Genomic DNA, 20645 nt, shown 5'->3' on the forward strand with positions numbered 1-20645 from the left:
GTGATCTACGAGCAGGCCAACGCCCACGGTCAGAAGGTGCAGACCGCCGGCAACAACATGGCCAACACCGACGCCTCGGTGGGCTCCAGCTGGGCCTGACCAAGCCCGAACAAAGCGAACCGGCGCAGCGGAGGGGGCTGCGCCGGTTGCTTTGCATTCCCGGACGCGGCCGGGCCTGAAAGCAAACCGTCAATAATCTGTGCACGACCGTAAAGAACTCGTTAACGACCCCTGACCTTCGGCGGCCGGCCGGAAACAGTGGACAGTAACCGGGCCCAGCTGGGCCCGGCTCGTATCTCACGAGGAGCTGTCATGTCGTTCCTGACGACCCACCCCGAGGCGCTGTCCGCCGCGGCCGGCGACCTGCAGACGATCGACGCGGCGTTGAATGCCCAGAACGCCGCCGCGGCCGCCCCGATCACCGGACTGGCCCCGGCTGCCGCCGACGAGGTCTCGGCACTGCAGGCCACCCAGTTCTCCGCCTACGGCACCCTGTACCAGCAGATCAGCGCACAGGCCGCGGCGATGCAGGAGATGTTCATTCACACGCTGCGGGCCAGCGCCGACTCCTACGGTCTCACCGAAACGGCGAACTCCGCGGCGGCCGGCTCGGCGAGCGCCGGGCTGGGTACCGCAACCGCGGCGGTCGGTTCCGGGGTCGCCGACCCGGCGGGCGGGCTGAGCTCGATCGCCAGCAATTCCGCCATCCTGGCGGCCATGCAAGGTGCGACCGTCGGCTCCGCCGCTTCGGAGTTCACCGGCCTGGGTAAGGGCTTCATCACCAACCCGTCCGGAGTCGTCCACCACGTGCAGGATGTCAGCGACGCCGAGCTGGTGGCCCAGACGGCCCGCACCACCCCTGCCGTTGCGCCGCTGTCAGCGGCCGCCGGCAATTCACCGCTGAGCAAGCTGGCCTCGACGCCGCCCGGCTGGGCCGCCGACGCTTCGCCGGCAGCCGAGACCGCTCGGCCGCTGGCCGCGGCGGGACCGGCCCAGCCTCAGCCGCACGGCGCCACCACGGTGCCGGCCGGGGCGCCCGCCGTCGCGTCCGCCGACCGTGGTGGTTATGGGTTCGGCCGGCCGCGCTACGGCGTCAAACCGATCGTGATGCCGCGCAAGCCGGTCGTCTAGCGCCGTCGAACACCCACCGGAACCCACTAGCGGAAGCGGATTTGCACCGAACATGGATTACGCAGCGTTGCCTCCGGAGGTCAACTCCGCACGGATGTACACCGGCGCCGGGGCCGTGCCGATGACGGCCGCCGCCGCGGCGTGGAATGCGCTCGGCGCCGAACTGGCCACGACCGCGGCTTCCTACCAGTCGGTGATCTCCACCCTGACCGACCAGGCGTGGCGGGGCCCGGCGGCGACGGCGATGGCCGCCGCGGCCGGCCCCTACCTGGCCTGGCTGAACTCCACCGCCGCCGCCGCCGAGCACGCCGCGGCCCAGGCATCGGCATCGGCCGCCGCCTACGAATCGGCGTTCGCGATGACGGTGCCCCCGGCGATGGTCGCCGCCAACCGGACGCAGTTCGCGGCGCTGGTCGCGACGAACTTCCTGGGCTTCAACACCGCCGCGATAGCGGCCCTCGAAGCGCAGTACGCCGAGATGTGGGCGCAGGACGCCATCGCCATGTACGGCTACGCGGCGTCATCGTCGGCCGCCGGGGTGCTACAGCCGCTGAACTCCCCCGCACCGAGCACCAACCCGGCCGGGATCGCGGGACAGGCCGCCGCGGTGGGCCAGGCCTCGACCAGCAGTGCGCAGAACGGGTTGTCGCAGTTGGTGTCCGGGCTACCCAACGCCATGCAGACGCTGGCGGCACCGGCCGCGGCGTCGCAGGCGGCCCAGGGCGGGGCCAGCGACTTCCTGTCCGGCTTCATCAACTCCACCCAGAACATCGGGCTCTGGAACGGGATTCAGACCTACAGCAGCGCGTTGACCACCGGCGCCTCCTGGCACCTGTTCGCCGGCATCGCCAGCGCCATCGCGATCGCGGCCGGGCCCACCGCGGATGTGGCGGCCTCGCCGGTCCTGGTCGGCAGCGTGGCCGCTCCCAGCGGCGCGGCCGCCGGTAGCGCGCCGGTGCTCGCCGGCGTCGGCCACGCCGCCCCGGTCGGTGGGCTGTCGGTGCCGCAGAGTTGGCCGGCCGCGGTACCGACGACGGCCACGTCGATTCCAGAGAACACCGCGACGCTGGTCAGTCACGGCTGGACCGAGGCCGAAGAGGGCGGCGCGGTCAACACCGTCGGCGCCGGGGTGCCGGGCGTAGCGTCGGCAGGACGGGGCGGCTCCGGGCTGAGCAACCCGCGCTACGGGCTCAAACCAACAGTGATGGTGCGGCCGGTCGCTGCTGGCTGATGACGGCGGTTGCCGGGATGATGGTCTGGTGAGCGTCGTGAGGCGAGCCGATCGGCCTGCAGAACCGCGTGGCGAACTCCGCATCTATCTCGGGGCATCGCCCGGGGTCGGCAAGACCTACGCCATGCTCGGGGAAGCCCACCGCCGGGCCGAACGCGGCACCGATGTGGTGGCCGCGGCCATCGAGACCCACGGCCGCTCCAAGACCGCCGAACTGCTGCGGGGCATCGAGACCATCGGCGACCCGAGCGCCGAACTCGATGTCGGCGCGGTGCTGGAACGGCGCCCCCAGGTGGTCCTGGTCGACGATCTCGCACACACCAACGCGGCGGGCAGCCGCAATCCGAAGCGCTGGCAAGACATCGAGGAATTGCTCGACGCCGGCATCACGGTGATCTCCACGGTCAATGTCCAGCAGCTGGAGAGCCTCAGCGACGTCGTCACCAAGATCACCGGAACCATCGAGCACGACACCGTCCCCGATGCGATCGTGCGCCAGGCCGCTCAGATCGAACTGATCGATGTGGCACCGGAAGCGTTGCGCCGCAGGCTGTCCCACGGCAATGTATATCCCCCGGAGAAGGTCGACGCGGCGCTGGCCAACTACTTCCGCGGCGAAACACTCACCGCGTTACGCGAATTGGCGCTGCTGTGGCTGGCCGGGCAGGTCGACGCGGCGCTGACCAAGTACCGTGCCGACAAGAAGATCACCCAGACCTGGGAGGCGCGGGAACGCATCGTCGCCGCGGTGACCGGCGGCCCGGAATCCGAGACGCTGGTGCGGCGGGCGTCCCGGATCGCGTCGAAGGCCGGCGGCGAGCTGCTGGTGCTGCATGTACTCGGCGGCGACGGCGACTCCGGCGCGCCGGCCCCGCGGGTGGGCAAGATCCGGCAACTGGCGATCAGCCTGGGCGCATCGCTGCACACCGTGATCGGCGACGACGTGCCGGCCGCACTGCTGGAGTTCGCCCGCGACGTCAACGCCACCCAGCTGGTGATCGGCAGTTCGCGGCGGTCCCGCTGGGCGCGCATTCTCGACGAGGGTGTGGGTGCGGCGGTGGTCCAGCAATCGGGCGACATCGACGTGCACATCGTCACCGACGAGGACACCAAACCGAATTTCCGGGCGGTGTCGATCTCCTCGCGGGAGCGGCGGGCGGTGTCCTGGCTGGCGGCCGTCGCGGTGCCGTGCGTGATGTGCGCGATCGTGGTGGGCTGGCTCGACCGGTATGTCGACACCGGCCAGAGCGCACTGTTCGTGGTCGGGGTGCTGCTGGTGGCCCTGCTCGGCGGAATCGCTCCGGCGGTGCTCTCAGCGCTGCTGTCCGGGGTCTTGCTGAACTATTTCCTGCTGGCACCGCGCCGCGATTTCACCATCGCCGAACACGACGCCGCCGTGACCGAGGTGGTGTTGCTACTGGTCGCGGTCGCCGTGGCGGTCCTGGTCGACAGCGCAGCCAAGCGTGCCCGGGAAGCCGGCCGTGCCTCGCGAGAAGCCGAGCTGATGACGTTGTTCGCCGGGTCGGTGCTGCGCGGAGCGGACCTGGACACCCTGCTGGAACGGGTCCGGGAGACCTACGCGCAGCGAGCCGTGAGCCTGGTCCGCATTCCGGCCGGCAGCGCCAAGCCTGAGGTGGTGGCCTCGGTCGGCGAGCAGCCGTGCACCTCGGTCGATCTCGCGGACACCACGATCGATGTCGGCGACGACGCGTTCTGGATGCTGATGGTCGGCCGACAGTTGGCCTCCCGCGACCGGCGGGTGCTGTCCGTGGTGGCCCGACAGGCGGCCGGACTGGTCCGCCAGGAGGAATTGGCGGCCGAGGCCAGCAGGGCCGACGCGGTGATGCGCACCGACGAGCTGCGCCGTTCGCTGCTGTCGGCGGTCAGCCACGACCTGCGCACCCCGTTGGCGGCGGCCAAGGCGGCGGTGTCGAGTCTGCGCGCCGACGACGTCGCCTTCTCCCCGGACGACACCGCCGAACTGCTGGCCACCGTCGAGGAGTCGGTCGACCAGCTGACCGACCTGGTGGGCAACCTGCTCGATTCCTCGCGACTGGCCGCCGGCGTGATCCGGCCCGCGCTGACCAAGGTTTACCTGGAAGAGGTGGTGCAGCGCGTCCTGATCGGAATCGGCAGGCGCAGCAACGTCTTCGGCCGCGGCCGGTTGGACCAGGTGAAGGTAGAGGTGGGTCCGACGGTGGCGATGGCCGACGCCGGCCTGCTGGAACGGGTGTTGGCCAACGTGATCGACAACGCGCTGCGCTACGCCTCGGACAGTGTGGTGCGGGTGACGGCCGGCCGGGTCGGCGACCGGGCATTGATCAACGTCGCCGATGAGGGCCGAGGACTGCCGCCCGGCGGCGCAATGCACGCGTTCGATCCGTTCCAGCGACTCGGCGACCGGGACAACACCAGCGGGGTGGGCCTGGGACTCTCGGTGGCGAGGGGTTTCGTGGAGGCCATGGGCGGCACCATCTCGGCGACGGAGACACCGGGTGGTGGGCTGACCATGGTGGTGGATCTGGCGGCACCGGCAGGAGAGGGTGGATGAGCACACGTGTCCTGGTAGTCGATGACGAACCGCAGATCCTGCGCGCGCTGAAGATCAACCTGTCGGTGCGCGGCTACGAGGTGGTCACCGCGGCGACCGGCGCCGGCGCGCTGCGAGCCGCCGCCGAACACCGCCCGGACGTGGTGATTCTCGACCTGGGATTGCCCGATATCTCCGGCATCGAGGTGCTGGCCGGCCTGCGCGGCTGGCTGACGGTGCCGGTGATCGTGCTGTCGGCCCGCACCGACTCCGCCGACAAGGTCGAGGCCCTCGACGCCGGGGCCGACGACTACGTGACCAAACCGTTCGGGATGGACGAATTCCTGGCCCGGTTGCGCGCCGCCGCACGCCGCAATGCCGCCGCCGCCGAGATGGACCAGCCGATAGTTGAAACCTCGTCGTTCACCGTTGATCTGGCCGCCAAGAAAGTCACCAAGAATGGTGGTGAGGTGCACCTGACCCCCACTGAGTGGGGCATGTTGGAGATGCTGGCGCGCAATCGCGGCAAGCTTGTCGGCCGTGACGAGCTACTCACCCAGGTGTGGGGCCCGGCCTACGCCAAAGAGACCCAGTACCTGCGCGTTTACCTGGCGCAATTGCGGCGGAAACTCGAAGACGATCCGTCGAATCCCAAGCATCTGCTGACCGAAGCAGGCATGGGTTACCGATTCGAGGTTTGAAATCCGCCCATGCGGATATGTCTTTGGGGACCTAGCGGAAGGAGCTTTGCCGTGATGTTTTCCCAGATCGCCAAAAAGACGGCGGTGACAGCGACCGGCCTTGCGGCGGCAGGAATGCTGGCAGCAGCGCCGGCCATGGCCGACCCGACAGTCGTCGGATTCGGTGAGACCCAAGAGATCCAAAGTCCGGGCGGAGCCATCGACTACACCGTCAAGAACCTGCAACCCAGCGGGCACAACGACGGAATCTGGTACTCCGATGTGACAGCCGAGGCGGTGAGCGGTACCCCGACCCCGAACATCGCCGACTTCAACGCCCGTGCCGTCAACAGTTCGACGTTCGCGGTGATGAAGGGCAACGAAGTCGACGGCCTGCCCAACGGGCCGATCGCCCAAGGCAGCCAGACCAGCGGGCGACTCTACTTCGACGTCAAGAGCGGCACCGCGCCAGACAGCGTCGTCTACCGCGACGCCGGCGGCCACGACAAGGTCGTCTGGAAGCGCTGATCTTCGCACCCGAGAGTGCGGCCCGGTCGCCGCTCCAACCGCTTGCAATCGCAGGTGGTTGGAGCGGCGTCACCGGTTCGCCTTGGGGCCAACGGAGCTCAGCTGCGTCGCGGTAGCCCTGGACGCCACGGCTAGGCGATCGACAGCGCGATACCGTCCAGGATGTCGTGCTCGCTGACCACCAGTTCGCCGATCCCGGCGCGTTCGGACAGGGCGCGAGCGAGTTCCTGCACCACGATCGCCCCGCCACCGATGACATCGACGCGGCCGGGATGCATCGGCCCCAGCGCAGCCCGCTGCGCACGCGTCATGCCGAGCAGCCGGTCGCAGACCGCGACGAGATCGCCGAAGCCGACCCGGGACAGGTGAATAACCCGCGGGTCGTACGCGGTCAGACCATGGGCGAGCGCTGCCAGCGTCGTCATGGTGCCGGCCACCCCGACCCAACTCCGGGCGTGCTGCACCGGAACCACCTGCAGCGCATGGCCCAGCAGTTCCCGGGCCACGCCGCGGGCCGCGGTGATCTCCCCGGCGGACGGCGGGTCGGAGTGCAAGCAGCGCTCGGTCAACCGGACACAGCCGATGTCGGCCGAGAAGCTGGCCGACACCCCGCTGCCCGCATCGCCCAGCACCAACTCGGTGGACCCGCCACCGAGGTCGACGACCACGAACGGCCCATCGGCACTGTCCAATTCGCCCACCGCACCACGGAACGACAGCGTTGCCTCCTGCTCTCCGGTGATCACCTCGGCGACAGCGCCGGGCACGGCGACACCGAGCACCCGGGCGGTCATGTCGAAGAACTCGTTGCGATTGGCCGCATCCCTGGTGGCCGAGGTCGCCACCATGCGCACCCGCGAAACACCGTGGGTCACCAACAGTTCGGCGTAGTCGGTCAGCGCAGCGCGGGTGCGTTCCAACGCCTCGGGGGCGAACCGGCCGGTGGCATCCACCCCCTGCCCCAGCCGGACGATCCGCATCTCGCGGTGCACGTCACGCAACCAGCCGTAGACCGGTTCGGCTATCAACAACCGAATCGAGTTGGTGCCGCAATCGATTCCGGCAATCTTGCCCGCATGCGTCACAACCACTCCTCCGGCACCAGGATCCCGGCCATCGCGGGTTCGGCGGCCAGGATCGCCAACGCCTCGTCGCCGAACGGGTTGACACCGCGCCCCTTGGCCAGCGCGTGCGCAATCACCACGTGCAGGCATTTCACCCGGTCGGGCATGCCCCCGCCGGAGAACGTCGTCCCCAGCGACTCGATCGCATCCCGCTCGGCCAGAAAGGATTCGTGGGCGGCACGGTAGGCCGCGGCCAGGTCGGGGTCGCGCTGCAACCGGTCGGTCATCTCGGCCATCAGCCCCGCGGACTCAAGCCGGCTCGCCGCGGCGGTCAGCACCGGATGGGTCAGGTAGTACAGGGTCGGAAACGGGGTTCCGTCAGGCAGTTTCGGTGCGGTCTTCACCACGGCGGGTTCGCCGTTAGGGCATCGATAGGAGATCTCCAGGACGCCGCGGGGCTCTCGGCCGAGTTGTCGGCCCACCGCGGCCAGGTCAGCCGGGTCAACCACCGGGCACAACCGGAACAGCAGGCCCCGGGAGCCCGGGCGGTCCCGGGGGCGGCGCGGCCGGGACGGGCGGGGGATGCGGAACGTCGGCGATGGTGTGCCACAGCGAGGTGTACCAGGGCTCGTCACTGGGGCCGATCATGTTCGGTTCGGCGCCCGGCTCGCCCGGCACCTCCGCGGTGGCGGGCAGTTGCACCTGATAGGGGATCTCGCCGGGCATGACGAATCCGAGCCGCTCGCGGGCCTGGGCCCGGATGTGCGCCGGATCGTCCATGTTGGCCTTCTGCTGCTGCAGGTCGGAGATCTGGCCGTGCAGCGTGGCTTCCAGCTGCGACTGCTGCTTCATGTCCGCGTGCTGGGCGAAGAAGGTGCGAACCGGCCCGGCCAGCGTCAGGGTCAGCACGCACATCACCGCGGCCAGGATGACCGCGCGCCGCGCAGTGAAACCGACCCGCAGCTCCGAGCGCTGGTCCGCGGCCGCCGACACGGCCCGCTTGACGGGCTGGGCCGGTGGTTCGGGTGCGCTGCGCGAACCGGCCGGTCCGCGGCGAACCGCCGGTGGGCGGCTCGAGCGCGCCCGCCCCGTCTCACCGGCCCGGCCCGGCCGCGACGTCGCGGAACGCCGCTTCTCGGGCCGTTTCGGATCGGACATTCCCAGCGCCCCCGACGGACTATCGGCTCTCCGGCGCGTAGCGGGGGAAGGCCAGGTCACCGGCGTAGCGGGCGGCGTCGCCGAGTTCCTCCTCGATCCGCAGCAACTGGTTGTACTTGGCCACCCGCTCGCTGCGGGCCGGCGCACCGGTCTTGATCTGGCCACTGCTGACCGCAACCGCGAGGTCGGCGATGGTGGTGTCTTCGGTCTCGCCGCTGCGGTGACTCATCATGGTCCGGTAGCCGCTGTGGTGGGCCAGTGTCACCGCGTCCAGGGTTTCGGTCAGCGTGCCGATCTGGTTGACCTTGACCAGCAGTGCGTTCGCCGCGCCCCGCTCGATGCCCTCCTCGAGGCGTTCGGGGTTGGTGACAAACAGGTCGTCGCCGACGAGCTGGACCCGGTCACCGATAGCGGTGGTCAGCGCCACCCAGCCGTCCCAGTCGTCCTCCGACAGCGGGTCCTCGATCGAGACCAGCGGGTAGGCGTCGAGCAGCTCGGCGTAGAACTCGGTCAGCTGCGCGGCCGTACGGTTCTGCTTCTCGAAGGCGTACCCGCTGCCCTCGGTGTAGAACTCGGTGGCCGCGACGTCGAGAGCCAACGCTACGTCGGTGCCCAGTTTGAAACCGGTGGACTCGATCGCGGTGCTGATGAGATCCAGCGCCGCGGTGGTGCCGGCGACGTCGGGGGCGAAGCCGCCCTCGTCACCCAGCCCGGTGGACAGCCCCTGCTTCTTGAGCACCGCCTTGAGCGCGTGGTAGACCTCGGTACCCCAGCGCAGTGACTCGGCGAAGCTGGGGGCGCCGATCGGGGCGACCATGAACTCCTGGACGTCGACGCCGGTGTCGGCGTGCGCGCCGCCGTTGAGGATGTTCATCATCGGCACCGGCAGGATGTGGGCGTTGGGCCCGCCGAGGTAGCGGTAGAGCGGCAGGGCCGCCGAGTCCGCGGCGGCCTTGGCCACCGCCAGCGACACCCCGAGCATCGCGTTGGCGCCCAGCCGGGACTTGTCCGGCGTGCCGTCGAGATCCACCAGCGCCTGGTCCACCAACCGCTGGTCGTCGGCGCTGATCCCGATGACCGCGGGCGCGATCTGGTCGAGGACCGCGGTGACCGCCTTCTGCACACCCTTGCCGCCGTACCGGGAGCCGCCGTCGCGGAGTTCGACGGCCTCGTGCTCGCCGGTGGAGGCACCCGAGGGCACCGCTGCCCGGGCGAACGTGCCGTCCTCCAGCGCGACCTCGACCTCGACCGTGGGGTTGCCGCGGGAATCGAGGATCTCGCGGGCGCCGACCTGCTGGATGATGGGCACTGACTTCTCCTTGAACTGGGTGGGGCCGGCCGTCTTGAACCTCTTGGCCGTCTTAAACCTATTGGGGAGCGTATTGGGCTCTACCGGGAGCCTAAACGGTGCTGCCGGCCGCGGGCCTCACAGCGGGCGTCCCGCCGCGTACGCGGCGGCCCAGTCCCGGACGGCGCGGGCGTAGATCTCCGAATCGTTGTAGGCAAGCAGGGCCGTCATCCAGCCCTTGGCGGTGGCCAGATCCTTTCCGCGCCAGCACAGATAGCCGGCCGCCGAGAGGGCGGCGTCGTCGATGTTGTCCGGGCTGATGATGCCGTCGTTGTTGGCGTCGACGCCGTAGAGCCGCCAGGTCTCGGGGATGAACTGCATCGGGCCCATAGCGCGCACCACGCCGTCGTCGTCGGCCAGGTCGGGCTGCAGACTCTCGACGATGTGCAAAGTGCCGCCGGACCCGTCGAGCCGCACACCCCGGATCTTGGGCCGCACGTCACCGTTGCGGGCCACCGTGGCGCGGTTATAGCGGCCGTGGTGACTCTCGATCTGGCCGATGGCGGCCAGGGTGGTCCAGCCCAGGTGGCAGTTGGGGTTCTCCACCTCAGCGACCCGCGCGGCGTAGGCGTACGCCTCCAGCGCGGTCACCGGGATGTCGAGCACCGCCGCCCGCTCGGCGGCCCAGTGATACAGCTGATCGGCCGGGCGGCCCGCCACCAGCTGGGTGTTGACCGGGGGGACCGGGTCACCGGGCGGTGGCGGCACGCCCCGCGGGATCGGGTTACCGAGCTGCCAGCTGCAACTGGAGGCCAACAGCACGGCCGTCGCACCCACGACCGCAGTGGTCCGCAGCCAACGTCGCGCTGACACCGCTCTCCCCAACCTCGAAACCCTGATCTGTGTCCATCGTTCCATGACCGCGGCGCAAGTGACCGCCGTCATCGGCTACCGTCATCGGACCGGGCCCGGAAAGAACCTTCCGGCCAGCCCGAATCCGGTCGGACTAACCGGTGAGCTCGTCGCGTTCCGGATCGGCGAGCAGCGCGTCACGGGCGCGGGCGACCCGGGAGCGGATGGTGCCCACCGGGCAACCGCACACCGCGGCCGCGTCCCGGTAGGACAGCCCGAACAGCTGCGTCAGCAACAGCGCCTCACGCTGGTCATCAGAGAGTCCTGCGATCAGGGTGCCGACTTCGACGACGTCCTCGAAGCCGCGGCTGGGCCGCTCGCGGTTGAGCAGCAGCTCCGGGTCGGCGCCGGGCGCGGTGCGCGGGCGCGACCGCAGGTAACGGATGTGATCGGCGACCACCCGGCGCGCGATGGCCAGCAACCAGGTCCGGGCACTGGAGCGCCCGGAGAACCGCGGGATGGCGCCGATCGCCCGCAGGAACGTCTCCTGAGTCAGATCATCGGCGTTACCGCCGTCGAACAGGTAGGCCACGAACCGCCAGACGTCGTGCTGGGTGGCCTTGATGAACGCCTCCAGAGCGCGGGCGTCCCCGGCTGCGGCGGCAAGTGCGAGTGCGGTGACCGCGTCGTCAGCGCCGTCAGCATCGACAGCGACCCGGTCAGCTCCCGCCATGAACAACCACCCTAGACCCGCCGTGATCCCGCTTCTACGACGCATGGTCGTAGGGCCGTTCGGACCGTTGACCGACCGCAGATGCCGGCGGCCGCGACGCTGCCCCGAATGACCGGTGCCGGACGGCGGCAGCGCATCCGCCGCGGCGTCGTCCTGTGTCCGGGGGCCGGCGCCACCGGCCCGGTGACGCGCCACCAGCAAAGCGAACAGTAGGCCGATCAGGACCGGCAGATGGCTGGCGATCCGCGCCATCGTCACTTGACCGTGGTAGGCATCGATGGCCACATATCCGCTCAATGCCAGGGCGAATACCCCGGCGATCGCGGCGACGCCGGCTGCCACACCGGGCCAGACGCCGGCGGCGATCATCGCCCCGCCGAGCGCCAACAACCACGCGGTCGACTCGTGCAGCAAATGCGCGCCGGTGGCGGCTCCGTGACCGTGCGCCGACACCATTCCGAAGTCCACCCCGGCGATCTGCGCCAGCGCCATGCCGACCTGCAGCACCCCGACCGCGATCAGCGCCAGCCGGCGGTAACCCCACCGCGTCCACCCACCGGACCCGACCCGGCCGGTGACCGAAGTCACGCCGGCAGCCGCCAGGATCTGCGCGGCCAGGTCAGGGCCGGCTACCGCGTCGGCTCCGGTTTCGATCGTGGTCAACCGGCGGGCCTGTGCGGCCGCACCCACCAACCAGCGCCGGCAGCCGCGGCACGACGCCAGATGCGCGTCGACCTGCTGCGCGTTCAACTCCTGCTGCTCACCGTCGAGCAGCGCCGACAGGGTTTCCCGCACCACGTCGCACCGCATGCCGCCATAGTCGCTCATTCGGCGCCGGGAAACAAAGAGGCCACCAAGATGCACCGGGTCGGGAACCAAACCAGTCGATGAGACGACCACTGGTTGAGGAGAACAAGATCAGGATCGCCGGCGAATCGGAAGAGGAGGTGTCTTCATGACCGCACCGGTCTGGCTGGCGTCGCCACCAGAGGTGCACTCGGCGCTGTTGAGCGCCGGGCCCGGGCCCGGCCCGCTGCTGGAAGCGGCGTCGGCCTGGTCGCTGATGAGCGCCGAGTACGCCGAGGTGGCCGCCGAACTCGACGCGGTGCTCGCCGGGGTGCAGTCCGGCGCCTGGCAGGGGCCCAGCGCCGAGCGGTACGCGACCGCGCACGTGCCCTATCTGAGCTGGCTGACCGACAGCGCCGCCAAGAGCGCCGCGGCCGCCGCCTTGCACCAGACGGCCGCCAGCGCCTACACCGCCGCGCTGGCGGGGATGCCGACGCTGGCCGAACTGGCCGCCAACCACGCCGTGCACGCGACGCTGGTCGCGACCAACTTCTTCGGGGTCAACACCATCCCGATCGCGCTGAACGAAGCCGACTACGTCCGGATGTGGATTCAGGCGGCGGAGATGATGACCGTCTACCAGGGTGTCGCCGGGTCTGCCCTGGCGTCGGTCCCGGTGGCCACACCCGCACCGGCGGTCGTGGATCCGGCAGGTCAAGCCGCCGCCGATGTGAGCTGGGAACAACAGATCGCCGACTTGCTCAGAGAGATCAACATGGGCTTTTCGGACCCGGTCGCGAAGTGGCTGTGGTCGCTGTTGGGTGTCGACGGATATCCGATCGAGGCGTTTCCGTTCGCCAGCGCGGTCGGCGAGATGCTGTTACAGATCCCGGGCATGACCCCGATTCTGGCCAGCTCCCTGGGATGGACCGTCTTCCACACCCTGATGCTGTTGTGGCCGATGGGACAGATCGCCGTACAGATGGCGATTCCGATCATGATGGCGGCGGCGCCCGGCCTGCTTGCCGCCGCTGCCGGACTCGGTGCGCTCGGCGCCCTCGGTGCGGTGGGCGGGGCCGACCAGGTGGTCGACCCCGCGCCACTGGCGCCCGTAGCGGGCGGCGCCGGCGCTGCCGTCGCGGTGGGCGCCACCGTACCGGCGGGCGCACAAGTGCCCGCCACCTCCGGCACGATCTCCGCGGCCGGCCCGACCGCTTCCGTCGCCGGTGGGATACCGGCCGGCGGCGCAGCAGGGGGCGGCCCGGGCGTCGGTTTCGGGCCCACGTCGTCGATGTATCTGGTGAGCAGCGCCTCGGCTTCGGCACGACAGAGCACCGGCGCCCGCCGATCCCGCGGCGCCGAGGAGGAGGCCTCGGAGAGCCAAGCCGCACCCGCGGCAGCCGCCGCGCTCCGCGAAGCCCAGCAGCGCCGTCGGCGCCGCCGCACCCAGCAGCACGGGTTCGGCGACGAATACATGGACATGAACATCGGGGTGACCCCGGACTGGGGTCAACCGGGCGCATCCCATTCCGGTGCCGGTGCGCTGGGCTTCACCGGCACGGCAACCGACATGGGACGCCAAGCGGCCGGGATCACGGTTCTGGAGCGCGACACGTTCGACACCGAGCCGCGGGTACCGATGCTGCCGGGCGGCTGGGCCGAAGACCGGCGCTGACAGCTCCAGCCACTTCGACCTGAACGCCATCCTTGACCTCGCTTGGCGGGCTGTTGCGCGGTGGATTCCCCGTAGTTTCTAACGGACACTTGACTATCTGAAATTACTTCGATAACTTAACGGACACTGACGAACGTTTGGTCACCCATTAGGCGCAAACCGCGCCCTTACCGACAAGGGGACCGCATGTCGCATCGTCACTGCCACGCCAAGCAGATCCACGGTAACGCCGCAGGCAACGCGCCGCGTCGTCATAGCCGGGCAATCAGTGCAGGTACAGGGGTTGCGGCGTTCCTGGCGTTCGGAATGACACCGTTGGCCGACTCACCGCAGGCGCAGGCCGACGACTTCGGGCTGATGGACCTGCTGGATCCGTCAGCTTGGGCGACTGGCCTCGATGCTCTCAGCGATGGCTCAGTCGGCATCGACTGGGTTTCCTTTTTCGACCCCTCAGCGTGGGCGACGCTGTTCGACGGCTCCAGCTGGGACAGCGTGCTGAACAATCTTGGGTTGAGCACCCTGTTCATCGGCCAGCCTGTCACTGAAATATCCGGTGCCGCAGCGTCGTTCAACCTCGGCGATATCGACTGGCTGAAGCCGTTCGGTGACGGCGTGGCCGGTACCGCCGACCATCCGGACGGCGGCGCCGGCGGCTGGCTCTTCGGCAACGGCGGCGACGGCTTCGACGCCGATGGCACGGGCGTTGCCGGCGACCACGGTGGCAACGGCGGTCAGGGCGGTTTATTCGGCGGCGATGGCGGCTTCGGCGGGAACGGTTTCGACGGCGGGAACGGCGGAAACGGCGGGGACGCCGGCATGTTCGCCTGGTTCAGCAGCGGCGGCGACGGGGGTGACGGTGGTGCCGGCGTCAATGGCGTCAATGGCGGCGCTGGCGGGGTGGGCGGCGAAGGTGGCGACGCGGCCCTCCTTGGCCTGTTCAGCACCGCCGGAGCCGGTGGCGACGGTGGTGCCGGCGCGAACGGCGTTGCCGGCGCGGACGGCAGCTGGCTTCTCGGGGGTACCGGTAACGGCGGCAACGGCGGCAACGGCGGCACCGGGGGCAACGGCGGCACCGGGGGCAACGGCGGTGCCGGTGGTGCCGGGTCGGCGCTCTTCGGCAAGGGCGGTAACGGTGGTGCCGGCGGTGCATCGGGCGCCGGCGGCAACGGCGGTGCCGGCGCGAACGGCGTCACCGATCACGTCACTGGTGGCAATGGCGGCAACGGTGGCGACGCTGCGGTCAGCGGCGGTGTGGGCGGTGCGGGTGGTGCGGCCGGTCTACTCGGCGGCACGGGCGCCGCAGGTATCGCGGGCGCGGTCAGCGGCGACGGCGGCAACGGCGGCGACGGCGGCACCGGCTTCAGTTCCACGACCGCGGGTGTCGCCGGCGGCAGTGGTGGTGCCGGCGGCAACGGCGGTACCGGCAACGGTGACGGCGCCGTCGGTGGTTTCGGCGGCAACGGCGGCGGCGGTGGTACCGGCGCACCCGGCGGGGCCGGCGGCCAGGGTGGTGTGGGTGGCGACGGTGTCAACGGCGCCGACGCCAACCACGGTGGCGCCGGCGGAACCGGCGGTAGTTCTACCGGGTTCTTGGTTGCCAGCGGCCAGGGTGGCGATGGTGGTGCCGGCGGCACCAGCAACGGTGGTACCGGAGGTGCCGGCGGCGAGGGTGGCGCCAGCAGGGCGATCGGTGGCGCCGGCGGCGGTGGCGGCGGCGGTGGTGGTGCCGGCAACGGCGCCGACAGCGTCGGCGGTAACGGCGGCAACGGCGGCACCGGCGGAGGCAGCACGCAGGTTCTCGGCAACGCCGGGCCCGCCACCGGCGGCACCGGCGGCACCGGCGGCGACGGCAACGACGGCGGAACCGGGGGCAACGGCGGAAACGGCGGTAACGGCGGCGGCAACTTCTCTGGTGGCGGCGACGGCGGCGACGGCGGAACCGGAACCGGAACCGGCGGCACCGGCGGAGCCGGGGGCAACGGTGGGAACGCCGGCGGTCAAGACGCCCGTGGTGGTGCTGGCGGTAACGGTGGCTCGGGTGACAACGGGACCGGCGGCAGCGGCGGCAACGGTGGCAGCGGCGGCAGCCACGGCGTCGCCGGAGCAGGTGGCAGCGGCGGCGACGGCGGTGGCGGCAGCGACAACGGGACCGGTGGCAGCGGCGGCGCAGGCGGCGACGGCGGTGGTACCGAGAATGCCAACAATGGTGACGGCGGCCGCGGCGGCAACGGCGGCAACGGCAGCGGTTCGGCCAGCGTCGGCGGTGACGGCGGTGGCGGCGGCACCGGCGGCCGGCAGGGCACCCTTGGTGATGGCACCGGTGGCGACGGCGGTAACGGCGGCGACGCCACCGGCGGCCAATCCGGCAATCCCGGCGGCTCCGGCGGCGATGGCGGCCCCACCGGTTCGGCTGGCACCCCAGGGGAGAACGGCTAGGGCCAGTGGGCGCGCCACTGCTGTTCGTCGGGTTCGCCGATGATCACCTTCTCGGCGGAGCGGACAGTGTCCATGAGTTCCAAAACCGCTGTGCGCAAGGCGTTCTCCGCGTCGATATCGGCGGCGACGGTGACCGTGGTGAGCGCTTCGGGGATCAGGTCTGCCGGCACGCCGGCGCGCGCGAGGCGTTGCAGCACTTTCTGGGCGAGCGCCAGGGCCGGTAGCGCGGTGGGTAGGTCGTCCATGATCGAGTCCCGGGAGCTCTTCTCCAGCTTCTTGCGCTCTTCCCACTGCGCCACCTGGTCATCCAGCGAGATCTCCTCGCCGGCAAGCACCGCCGGCACCCGATTGCCCAGCTTGCGCAACAACGCGTCGGCGACGTCGTCGATGCCGAACGGGTGCTCGGGTGCGTCCTCGGCGATGCGGGCGTGAAACAGCACCTGCAGCAACACATCACCGAGTTCGGCGCAGAGCTCGTCGGCGTCGCCGCTACGAACCGCGTCGAACAACTCGTAGGTCTCCTCCAGCAGGAACCGTCGCAGCGAATCGTGGGTCTGCTCGCTCTCCCACGGGCCGGCGGTGCGCAACCGGTCCATGATCGCCACCGCGTCGAGCAGCCGCTCCCCCGCCGGGGCGTCCGGTGCGGTGATCAGCGTCTCACCGGCGGCCAGGCGGGCCGCGACGGCGGGGTGGTCGCGATCCGAGGACAGCAACACCGCGGCCTTCGCGTCTCCGCCGGAGAGCACCGATCGGGCGGCCGGCAGCGACCACGGCACCAACACCGGCAGTTCCTCGGTGTAGACCACGTCACCGCTCAGCAACGCCAGGGCTTCCACCGGCACCAGCGTGGGCCGGCGCGGATCGACCAGCACGACGGTCATCGTCGACCGACCGCCGTGGCGTGGTCGCGCGTGGCCGGCGCCGTTCCGGCCATGTCGAGCCGGCCCGCAGGTTTTCCGTCCAGCGCCGCGATCAGGTCGGCCACCATCTGCACCAGTTCGAGGTCGCGGATGCGCGGCGCGCCGACTGCGGAGCCGGCGCGCGGGATCGGCACCTGCACGGTGGCGGTGGTGGCGCGGTAACTGGCCGACGGGTGTAGCCGCTTGAGCCGCAACTGGGCGGAGTCGGCCAATGTCATCGGGGCCAGCTTCAAGGTGGTCGCCGAGGCCACGCTGACCTCGGTGATACCGACACTGCGGCACAACAGCCGCAACCGGGCCACCGCGACCAGCCGGCCCGCCGGCTCCGGCAGCGGCCCGTAACGGTCGGTCAGCTCCTCGACCACAGCGCTGATCGCGTCGTCGTCGGGGGCGGCGGCCAACCGGCGGTAGGCCTCCAGCCGCAGCCGGTCGGAGTTGATGTACTCCGGCGGCAGGTGGGCGTCGACCGGCAGATCGATCCGGACGTCTTTGGGCTCCTCGGTGGTGACGGTCTCGCCGTTGAATGCCGCCCGATAGGCCTCTACGGCCTCGCCGACCAGCCGGACATACAGGTCGAAGCCCACCCCGGCGACGTGCCCGGACTGCTCCACGCCCAACACGTTGCCGGCCCCACGGATCTCCAGGTCCTTCATCGCCACCGCCATCCCGGCGCCGAGTTCGTTGTTCTGGGCGATGGTGGCCAGCCGGTCGTGGGCGGTCTCGGTCAGCGGCGTGTCCCGCGGGTAGAGGAAGTAGGCGTAGCCGCGTTCCCGGCTACGGCCCACCCGGCCCCGCAACTGGTGCAGCTGGGAGAGCCCGAAGGTGTCGGCACGTTCGACGATCAAGGTGTTGGCGTTGGAGATGTCCAGACCGGTCTCGATGATCGTGGTGCACACCAGGATGTCGTATTCGCGGTTCCAGAAGCCCTGCACGGTGGTCTCCAGCAGCTCCTCGGGCATCTGGCCGTGCGCGACGACGACCCGGGCCTCGGGCACCAGCGCGCGCACCCGGGCGGCGGCCGCATCGATGGAACTGACCCGGTTGTGCACGTAGAAGATCTGGCCGTCGCGCAGCAACTCGCGCCGCAACGCCGCCGCCACCTGCTTGTCGTCGTGGCCGCCGACATAGGTCAGCACCGGGTAGCGGTCTTCGGGCGGGGTGAGGATCGTCGACATCTCCCGGATACCGGCCAGGCTCATCTCCAGGGTCCGCGGGATCGGGGTGGCGCTCATGGTGAGCACGTCGACGTGGGTGCGCAGCGCCTTGATGTGCTCCTTGTGCTCGACGCCGAACCGTTGCTCCTCGTCGACGATCACCAGGCCGAGGTTCTTCCAGCGCACACCGGTCTGCAGCAGCCGGTGAGTGCCGATCACCACGTCGACGGAGCCGTCGGCCAGCCCGTCGATCACCGCCTTGGACTCGGTTGTGTCGGTGAAGCGCGACAGCCCCTTGACCGTCACCGGGAATCCGGCCATCCGGGTGCTGAACGTCTGCAGGTGCTGATCGGCCAGCAACGTGGTGGGCACCAGCACCGCGACCTGCATGCCGTCCTGGACGGCCTTGAACGCCGCACGCACCGCGATCTCGGTCTTGCCGTAGCCGACGTCGCCGCAGATCACCCGGTCCATCGGGACCGGCTTTTCCATGTCGGCCTTGACCTCGCCGATCGCGGTGAGCTGGTCGACGGTCTCGGTGAACCCGAACGCGTCCTCCATCTCGGCCTGCCACGGGGTGTCCGGGGCGAACGCGTGGCCGGGCGCGGCTTGGCGTTTGGCGTAGAGCGCGACGAGTTCGTCGGCGATCTCGCGCACCGCCTTGCGCGCCTTGGTCTTGGTCTGGCTCCAGTCACTGCCGCCGAGCTTGCTCAGCGCCGGGGCCTGGCCGCCGACGTAGCGCGACAGCTGGTCCAGCGAGTCCATCGGGACGTAGAGCTTGTCGGTCCGGTTGCCGCCGCGTTTGGTCGAGGCGTACTCCAGCACCAGGTATTCGCGCCGCGCGCCGCCCACGGTGCGCTCGGTCATCTCCAGGAACTTGCCGATGCCGTGCTGGTCGTGCACCACCAGATCACCGGCGGTCAGTGCCAGCGGGTCGACGGCGTTGCGGCGCTTGGCCGCCAGCCGCTTGCCTTCCGGTCCGGCGACCCGGTTTCCGGTCAGGTCAGCCTCGGTGACGATCACCAGGTTGGCGCCGCCGATCACCACACCGTCGTGCAGCGGGCCCTGCAATACCCCGACCACGCCCGGCTGCGGCGCCGCACCGGGTTCCAACAGTGTTGCCGCGGTGTCGGATTCGCCCAGCTGCTCGACCAGCCGGCGCGCGGTGCCGACACCGGGGGTCACGATCACCGCGGCGCCGCCGGTCGTGGTGTGCGCCCGCAGCATGGCGAAGATCTCGTCGATATCGCGCTGCCGACCACGCGCCGAGGGTGCGGGGCGCACCTCGAGTTCGATCGCCTCCGGGTCGGGCAGCTGGCTCAGCGTCCACCACGGATGGCCGGTGTCGAGCGCCACCTTGCGTACTTCGGCGAGGTCCCGGAATCCCGACCCGCCGAGCTGCTCGACGTCGATGGGGGCGTCACCGCCGATCGCGGCGACCGACCAGGACGCCTCCAGGAATTCGCGGCCGGTCTTGATCAGGTCGGCGGCGCGGGCGCGGAACTTCTCCGGGTCGCAGATCAACACCGGGGTGCCGGCCGCCAGTTGATCGGTCAGCAGCGCCTGCGGGCCGGGCCGCAGTACCGGGCCCAGGGCCTCCATGCCGTCGACCGGGATGCCCTCGGCGAGCTTGGCCAGCATGTCACCGACACCCCCAGTGACGGCGTTGTCGGTGCGCGGGTGGTCGCCGGCCAGTTCGGCCGCTCGGGCGCGGACGTCGTCGGTGAGCAGCAACTCCCGGCACGCCACCGCGACCACGGTGCCGGCCTCGATCTCGGGGATGGAGCGCTGGTCGGCCACCGAGAACGGGCGCATCTCGCTGATCTCGTCGCCCCAGAACTCGACGCGCACCGGGTGCTCGGCGGTCGGCGGGAACACGTCGAGGATGCCGCCGCGCACCGCGAACTCCCCGCGCCTGCCGACCAGGTCCACCCGGGTGTAGGCCAGCTCGACCAGCCGGGCGATCACCGCCTCGAAGGGTGTCTCCTCGCCGACGGTCAAGGTGACCGGCTCGATCGCATCCAGTTGCGGGGCCATCGGCTGCAGCAGCGACCGGGCGGTGGTGACCACCACACGCAGCGGCGGTCCCAGGTGCGCGTCGTCGGGCCGTGCCAGCCGGCGTAGCAGCAGCATCCGGGCCCCTACGGTGTCCACCCCCGGGGAGAGCCGCTCGTGCGGCAGCGTCTCCCAGGACGGGAACAGCGCCACGGTGTCGCCGTAGACACCGCGCAGCTCGGCGGCCAGGTCGTCGGCCTCGTGGCCGGTGGCGGTGACTACCAGCAGCGGGCCGTTGCGGGCGACTGCGGCGGCGACGAACGGTCTGGTCGCGGCCGGGCCCACCAAGTCGAGCTCGGCGGGCCGGCTGTCGATGCGCTCGATGAGGTCGACGAAGGTCGGCGCGCTCAATGCGGCTTCGACGAGCCCCGCGATCGGGGTGGCTGGGCTGGCGTGCCCCGGTGCGGTCATGATGCGGGTAATT

General features: G+C 70.5%; 15 protein-coding genes and 2 pseudogenes. 8 read left to right on the forward strand and 9 right to left on the reverse strand.

Going from position 1 to position 20645, the window contains the following annotated elements; translation table 11 throughout:
- The 6 genes and pseudogenes from AWC24_RS04290 to AWC24_RS04315 all read left to right on the forward strand — a co-directional run.
- Positions 1–99 (forward strand): annotated as a pseudogene (locus AWC24_RS04290) (type VII secretion protein EsxI); the annotation flags it as partial.
- A 213-nt stretch (positions 100–312) separates the two neighbouring features.
- Positions 313–1131: a PPE family protein, SVP subgroup gene (locus AWC24_RS23270; protein WP_085082399.1), complete on the forward strand. Its 819-nt coding sequence runs from the start codon at positions 313–315 to the stop codon at positions 1129–1131.
- A 52-nt stretch (positions 1132–1183) separates the two neighbouring features.
- On the forward strand, positions 1184–2362 hold the full coding sequence (locus tag AWC24_RS04300; protein ID WP_085082401.1) for a PPE family protein: 1179 nt from the start codon (positions 1184–1186) through the stop codon (positions 2360–2362).
- A gap of 28 nt (positions 2363–2390) precedes the next feature.
- Positions 2391–4913, forward strand: a complete 2523-nt coding sequence (locus tag AWC24_RS04305; RefSeq protein ID WP_407663432.1) for a sensor histidine kinase — start codon at positions 2391–2393, stop codon at positions 4911–4913.
- Positions 4910–5593: a response regulator gene (locus AWC24_RS04310; protein ID WP_085082403.1), complete on the forward strand. Its 684-nt coding sequence runs from the start codon at positions 4910–4912 to the stop codon at positions 5591–5593. Before AWC24_RS04305 ends, AWC24_RS04310 begins: the two co-directional genes overlap by 4 nt.
- A gap of 51 nt (positions 5594–5644) precedes the next feature.
- The gene (locus AWC24_RS04315; protein WP_085082405.1) at positions 5645–6100 is read left to right on the forward strand and encodes an MPT63 family protein; all 456 of its coding nucleotides are present in this window, start codon (positions 5645–5647) and stop codon (positions 6098–6100) included.
- Between the two features lie 131 nt (positions 6101–6231).
- Here the strand turns inward: AWC24_RS04315 and AWC24_RS04320 are convergent, their stop codons facing one another.
- The 7 genes and pseudogenes from AWC24_RS04320 to AWC24_RS22905 all read right to left on the reverse strand — a co-directional run.
- Positions 6232–7185, reverse strand: coding sequence for a Ppx/GppA phosphatase family protein (locus AWC24_RS04320; RefSeq protein ID WP_085082408.1), 954 nt, complete (start codon positions 7183–7185; stop codon positions 6232–6234).
- Positions 7182–7673, reverse strand: a complete 492-nt coding sequence (locus AWC24_RS04325) for a DUF501 domain-containing protein (protein ID WP_085082410.1) — start codon at positions 7671–7673, stop codon at positions 7182–7184. Before AWC24_RS04325 ends, AWC24_RS04320 begins: the two co-directional genes overlap by 4 nt.
- On the reverse strand, positions 7666–8322 hold the full coding sequence (locus AWC24_RS04330; RefSeq protein WP_085082412.1) for an FtsB family cell division protein: 657 nt from the start codon (positions 8320–8322) through the stop codon (positions 7666–7668). The genes AWC24_RS04325 and AWC24_RS04330 overlap by 8 nt, the downstream gene beginning before the upstream one ends.
- Before the next feature lie 19 nt (positions 8323–8341).
- Positions 8342–9631, reverse strand: a complete 1290-nt coding sequence (gene eno, locus AWC24_RS04335; protein WP_085082414.1) for a phosphopyruvate hydratase — start codon at positions 9629–9631, stop codon at positions 8342–8344.
- 117 nt (positions 9632–9748) lie between these two features.
- Entirely contained in the window at positions 9749–10483 is a 735-nt protein-coding gene (locus AWC24_RS04340) for a lytic transglycosylase domain-containing protein (RefSeq protein WP_085082416.1), read from the reverse strand.
- Between the two features lie 133 nt (positions 10484–10616).
- The gene (gene sigC, locus AWC24_RS22900; protein WP_234807254.1) at positions 10617–11195 is read right to left on the reverse strand and encodes an RNA polymerase sigma factor SigC; all 579 of its coding nucleotides are present in this window, start codon (positions 11193–11195) and stop codon (positions 10617–10619) included.
- A 183-nt stretch (positions 11196–11378) separates the two neighbouring features.
- A pseudogene (locus tag AWC24_RS22905) lies at positions 11379–12023 on the reverse strand (DUF2275 domain-containing protein); the annotation flags it as partial.
- Between the two features lie 127 nt (positions 12024–12150).
- Here AWC24_RS22905 and AWC24_RS04350 point away from each other — a divergent pair.
- Together AWC24_RS04350 and AWC24_RS23275 are read left to right on the forward strand one after the other, a co-directional pair.
- The gene (locus AWC24_RS04350) at positions 12151–13656 is read left to right on the forward strand and encodes a PPE family protein (RefSeq protein WP_085082418.1); all 1506 of its coding nucleotides are present in this window, start codon (positions 12151–12153) and stop codon (positions 13654–13656) included.
- A 186-nt stretch (positions 13657–13842) separates the two neighbouring features.
- Entirely contained in the window at positions 13843–16092 is a 2250-nt protein-coding gene (locus tag AWC24_RS23275; RefSeq protein WP_163705390.1) for a PGRS repeat-containing protein, read from the forward strand.
- On the opposite strand, the gene AWC24_RS04365 is transcribed toward AWC24_RS23275, so the two are convergent.
- Positions 16089–16973, reverse strand: a complete 885-nt coding sequence (locus AWC24_RS04365; protein ID WP_085082420.1) for a nucleoside triphosphate pyrophosphohydrolase — start codon at positions 16971–16973, stop codon at positions 16089–16091. The genes AWC24_RS23275 and AWC24_RS04365 overlap by 4 nt on opposite strands.
- Positions 16970–20632, reverse strand: a complete 3663-nt coding sequence (gene mfd, locus AWC24_RS04370) for a transcription-repair coupling factor (protein WP_085082422.1) — start codon at positions 20630–20632, stop codon at positions 16970–16972. The genes AWC24_RS04365 and mfd overlap by 4 nt, the downstream gene beginning before the upstream one ends.
- Between the last annotated feature and the right edge of the window lie 13 nt (positions 20633–20645).

Origin of the sequence: Mycolicibacter senuensis (assembly GCF_002101885.1) — a bacterium.
GTDB lineage: Bacteria > Actinomycetota > Actinomycetes > Mycobacteriales > Mycobacteriaceae > Mycobacterium > Mycobacterium senuense.

Bases quoted from the DNA above. Each gene is read 5' to 3' on its own strand.
- mfd (WP_085082422.1), bottom strand. From the start codon at position 20,632: ATGACCGCACCGGGGCACGCCAGCCCAGCCACCCCGATCGCGGGGCTC.
- AWC24_RS23270 (WP_085082399.1), top strand. From the start codon at position 313: ATGTCGTTCCTGACGACCCACCCCGAGGCGCTGTCCGCCGCGGCCGGC.
- AWC24_RS23275 (WP_163705390.1), top strand. From the start codon at position 13,843: ATGTCGCATCGTCACTGCCACGCCAAGCAGATCCACGGTAACGCCGCA.
- AWC24_RS04365 (WP_085082420.1), bottom strand. From the start codon at position 16,973: ATGACCGTCGTGCTGGTCGATCCGCGCCGGCCCACGCTGGTGCCGGTG.
- sigC (WP_234807254.1), bottom strand. From the start codon at position 11,195: ATGGCGGGAGCTGACCGGGTCGCTGTCGATGCTGACGGCGCTGACGAC.
- AWC24_RS04330 (WP_085082412.1), bottom strand. From the start codon at position 8,322: ATGTCCGATCCGAAACGGCCCGAGAAGCGGCGTTCCGCGACGTCGCGG.
- AWC24_RS04350 (WP_085082418.1), top strand. From the start codon at position 12,151: ATGACCGCACCGGTCTGGCTGGCGTCGCCACCAGAGGTGCACTCGGCG.
- AWC24_RS04310 (WP_085082403.1), top strand. From the start codon at position 4,910: ATGAGCACACGTGTCCTGGTAGTCGATGACGAACCGCAGATCCTGCGC.
- AWC24_RS04300 (WP_085082401.1), top strand. From the start codon at position 1,184: ATGGATTACGCAGCGTTGCCTCCGGAGGTCAACTCCGCACGGATGTAC.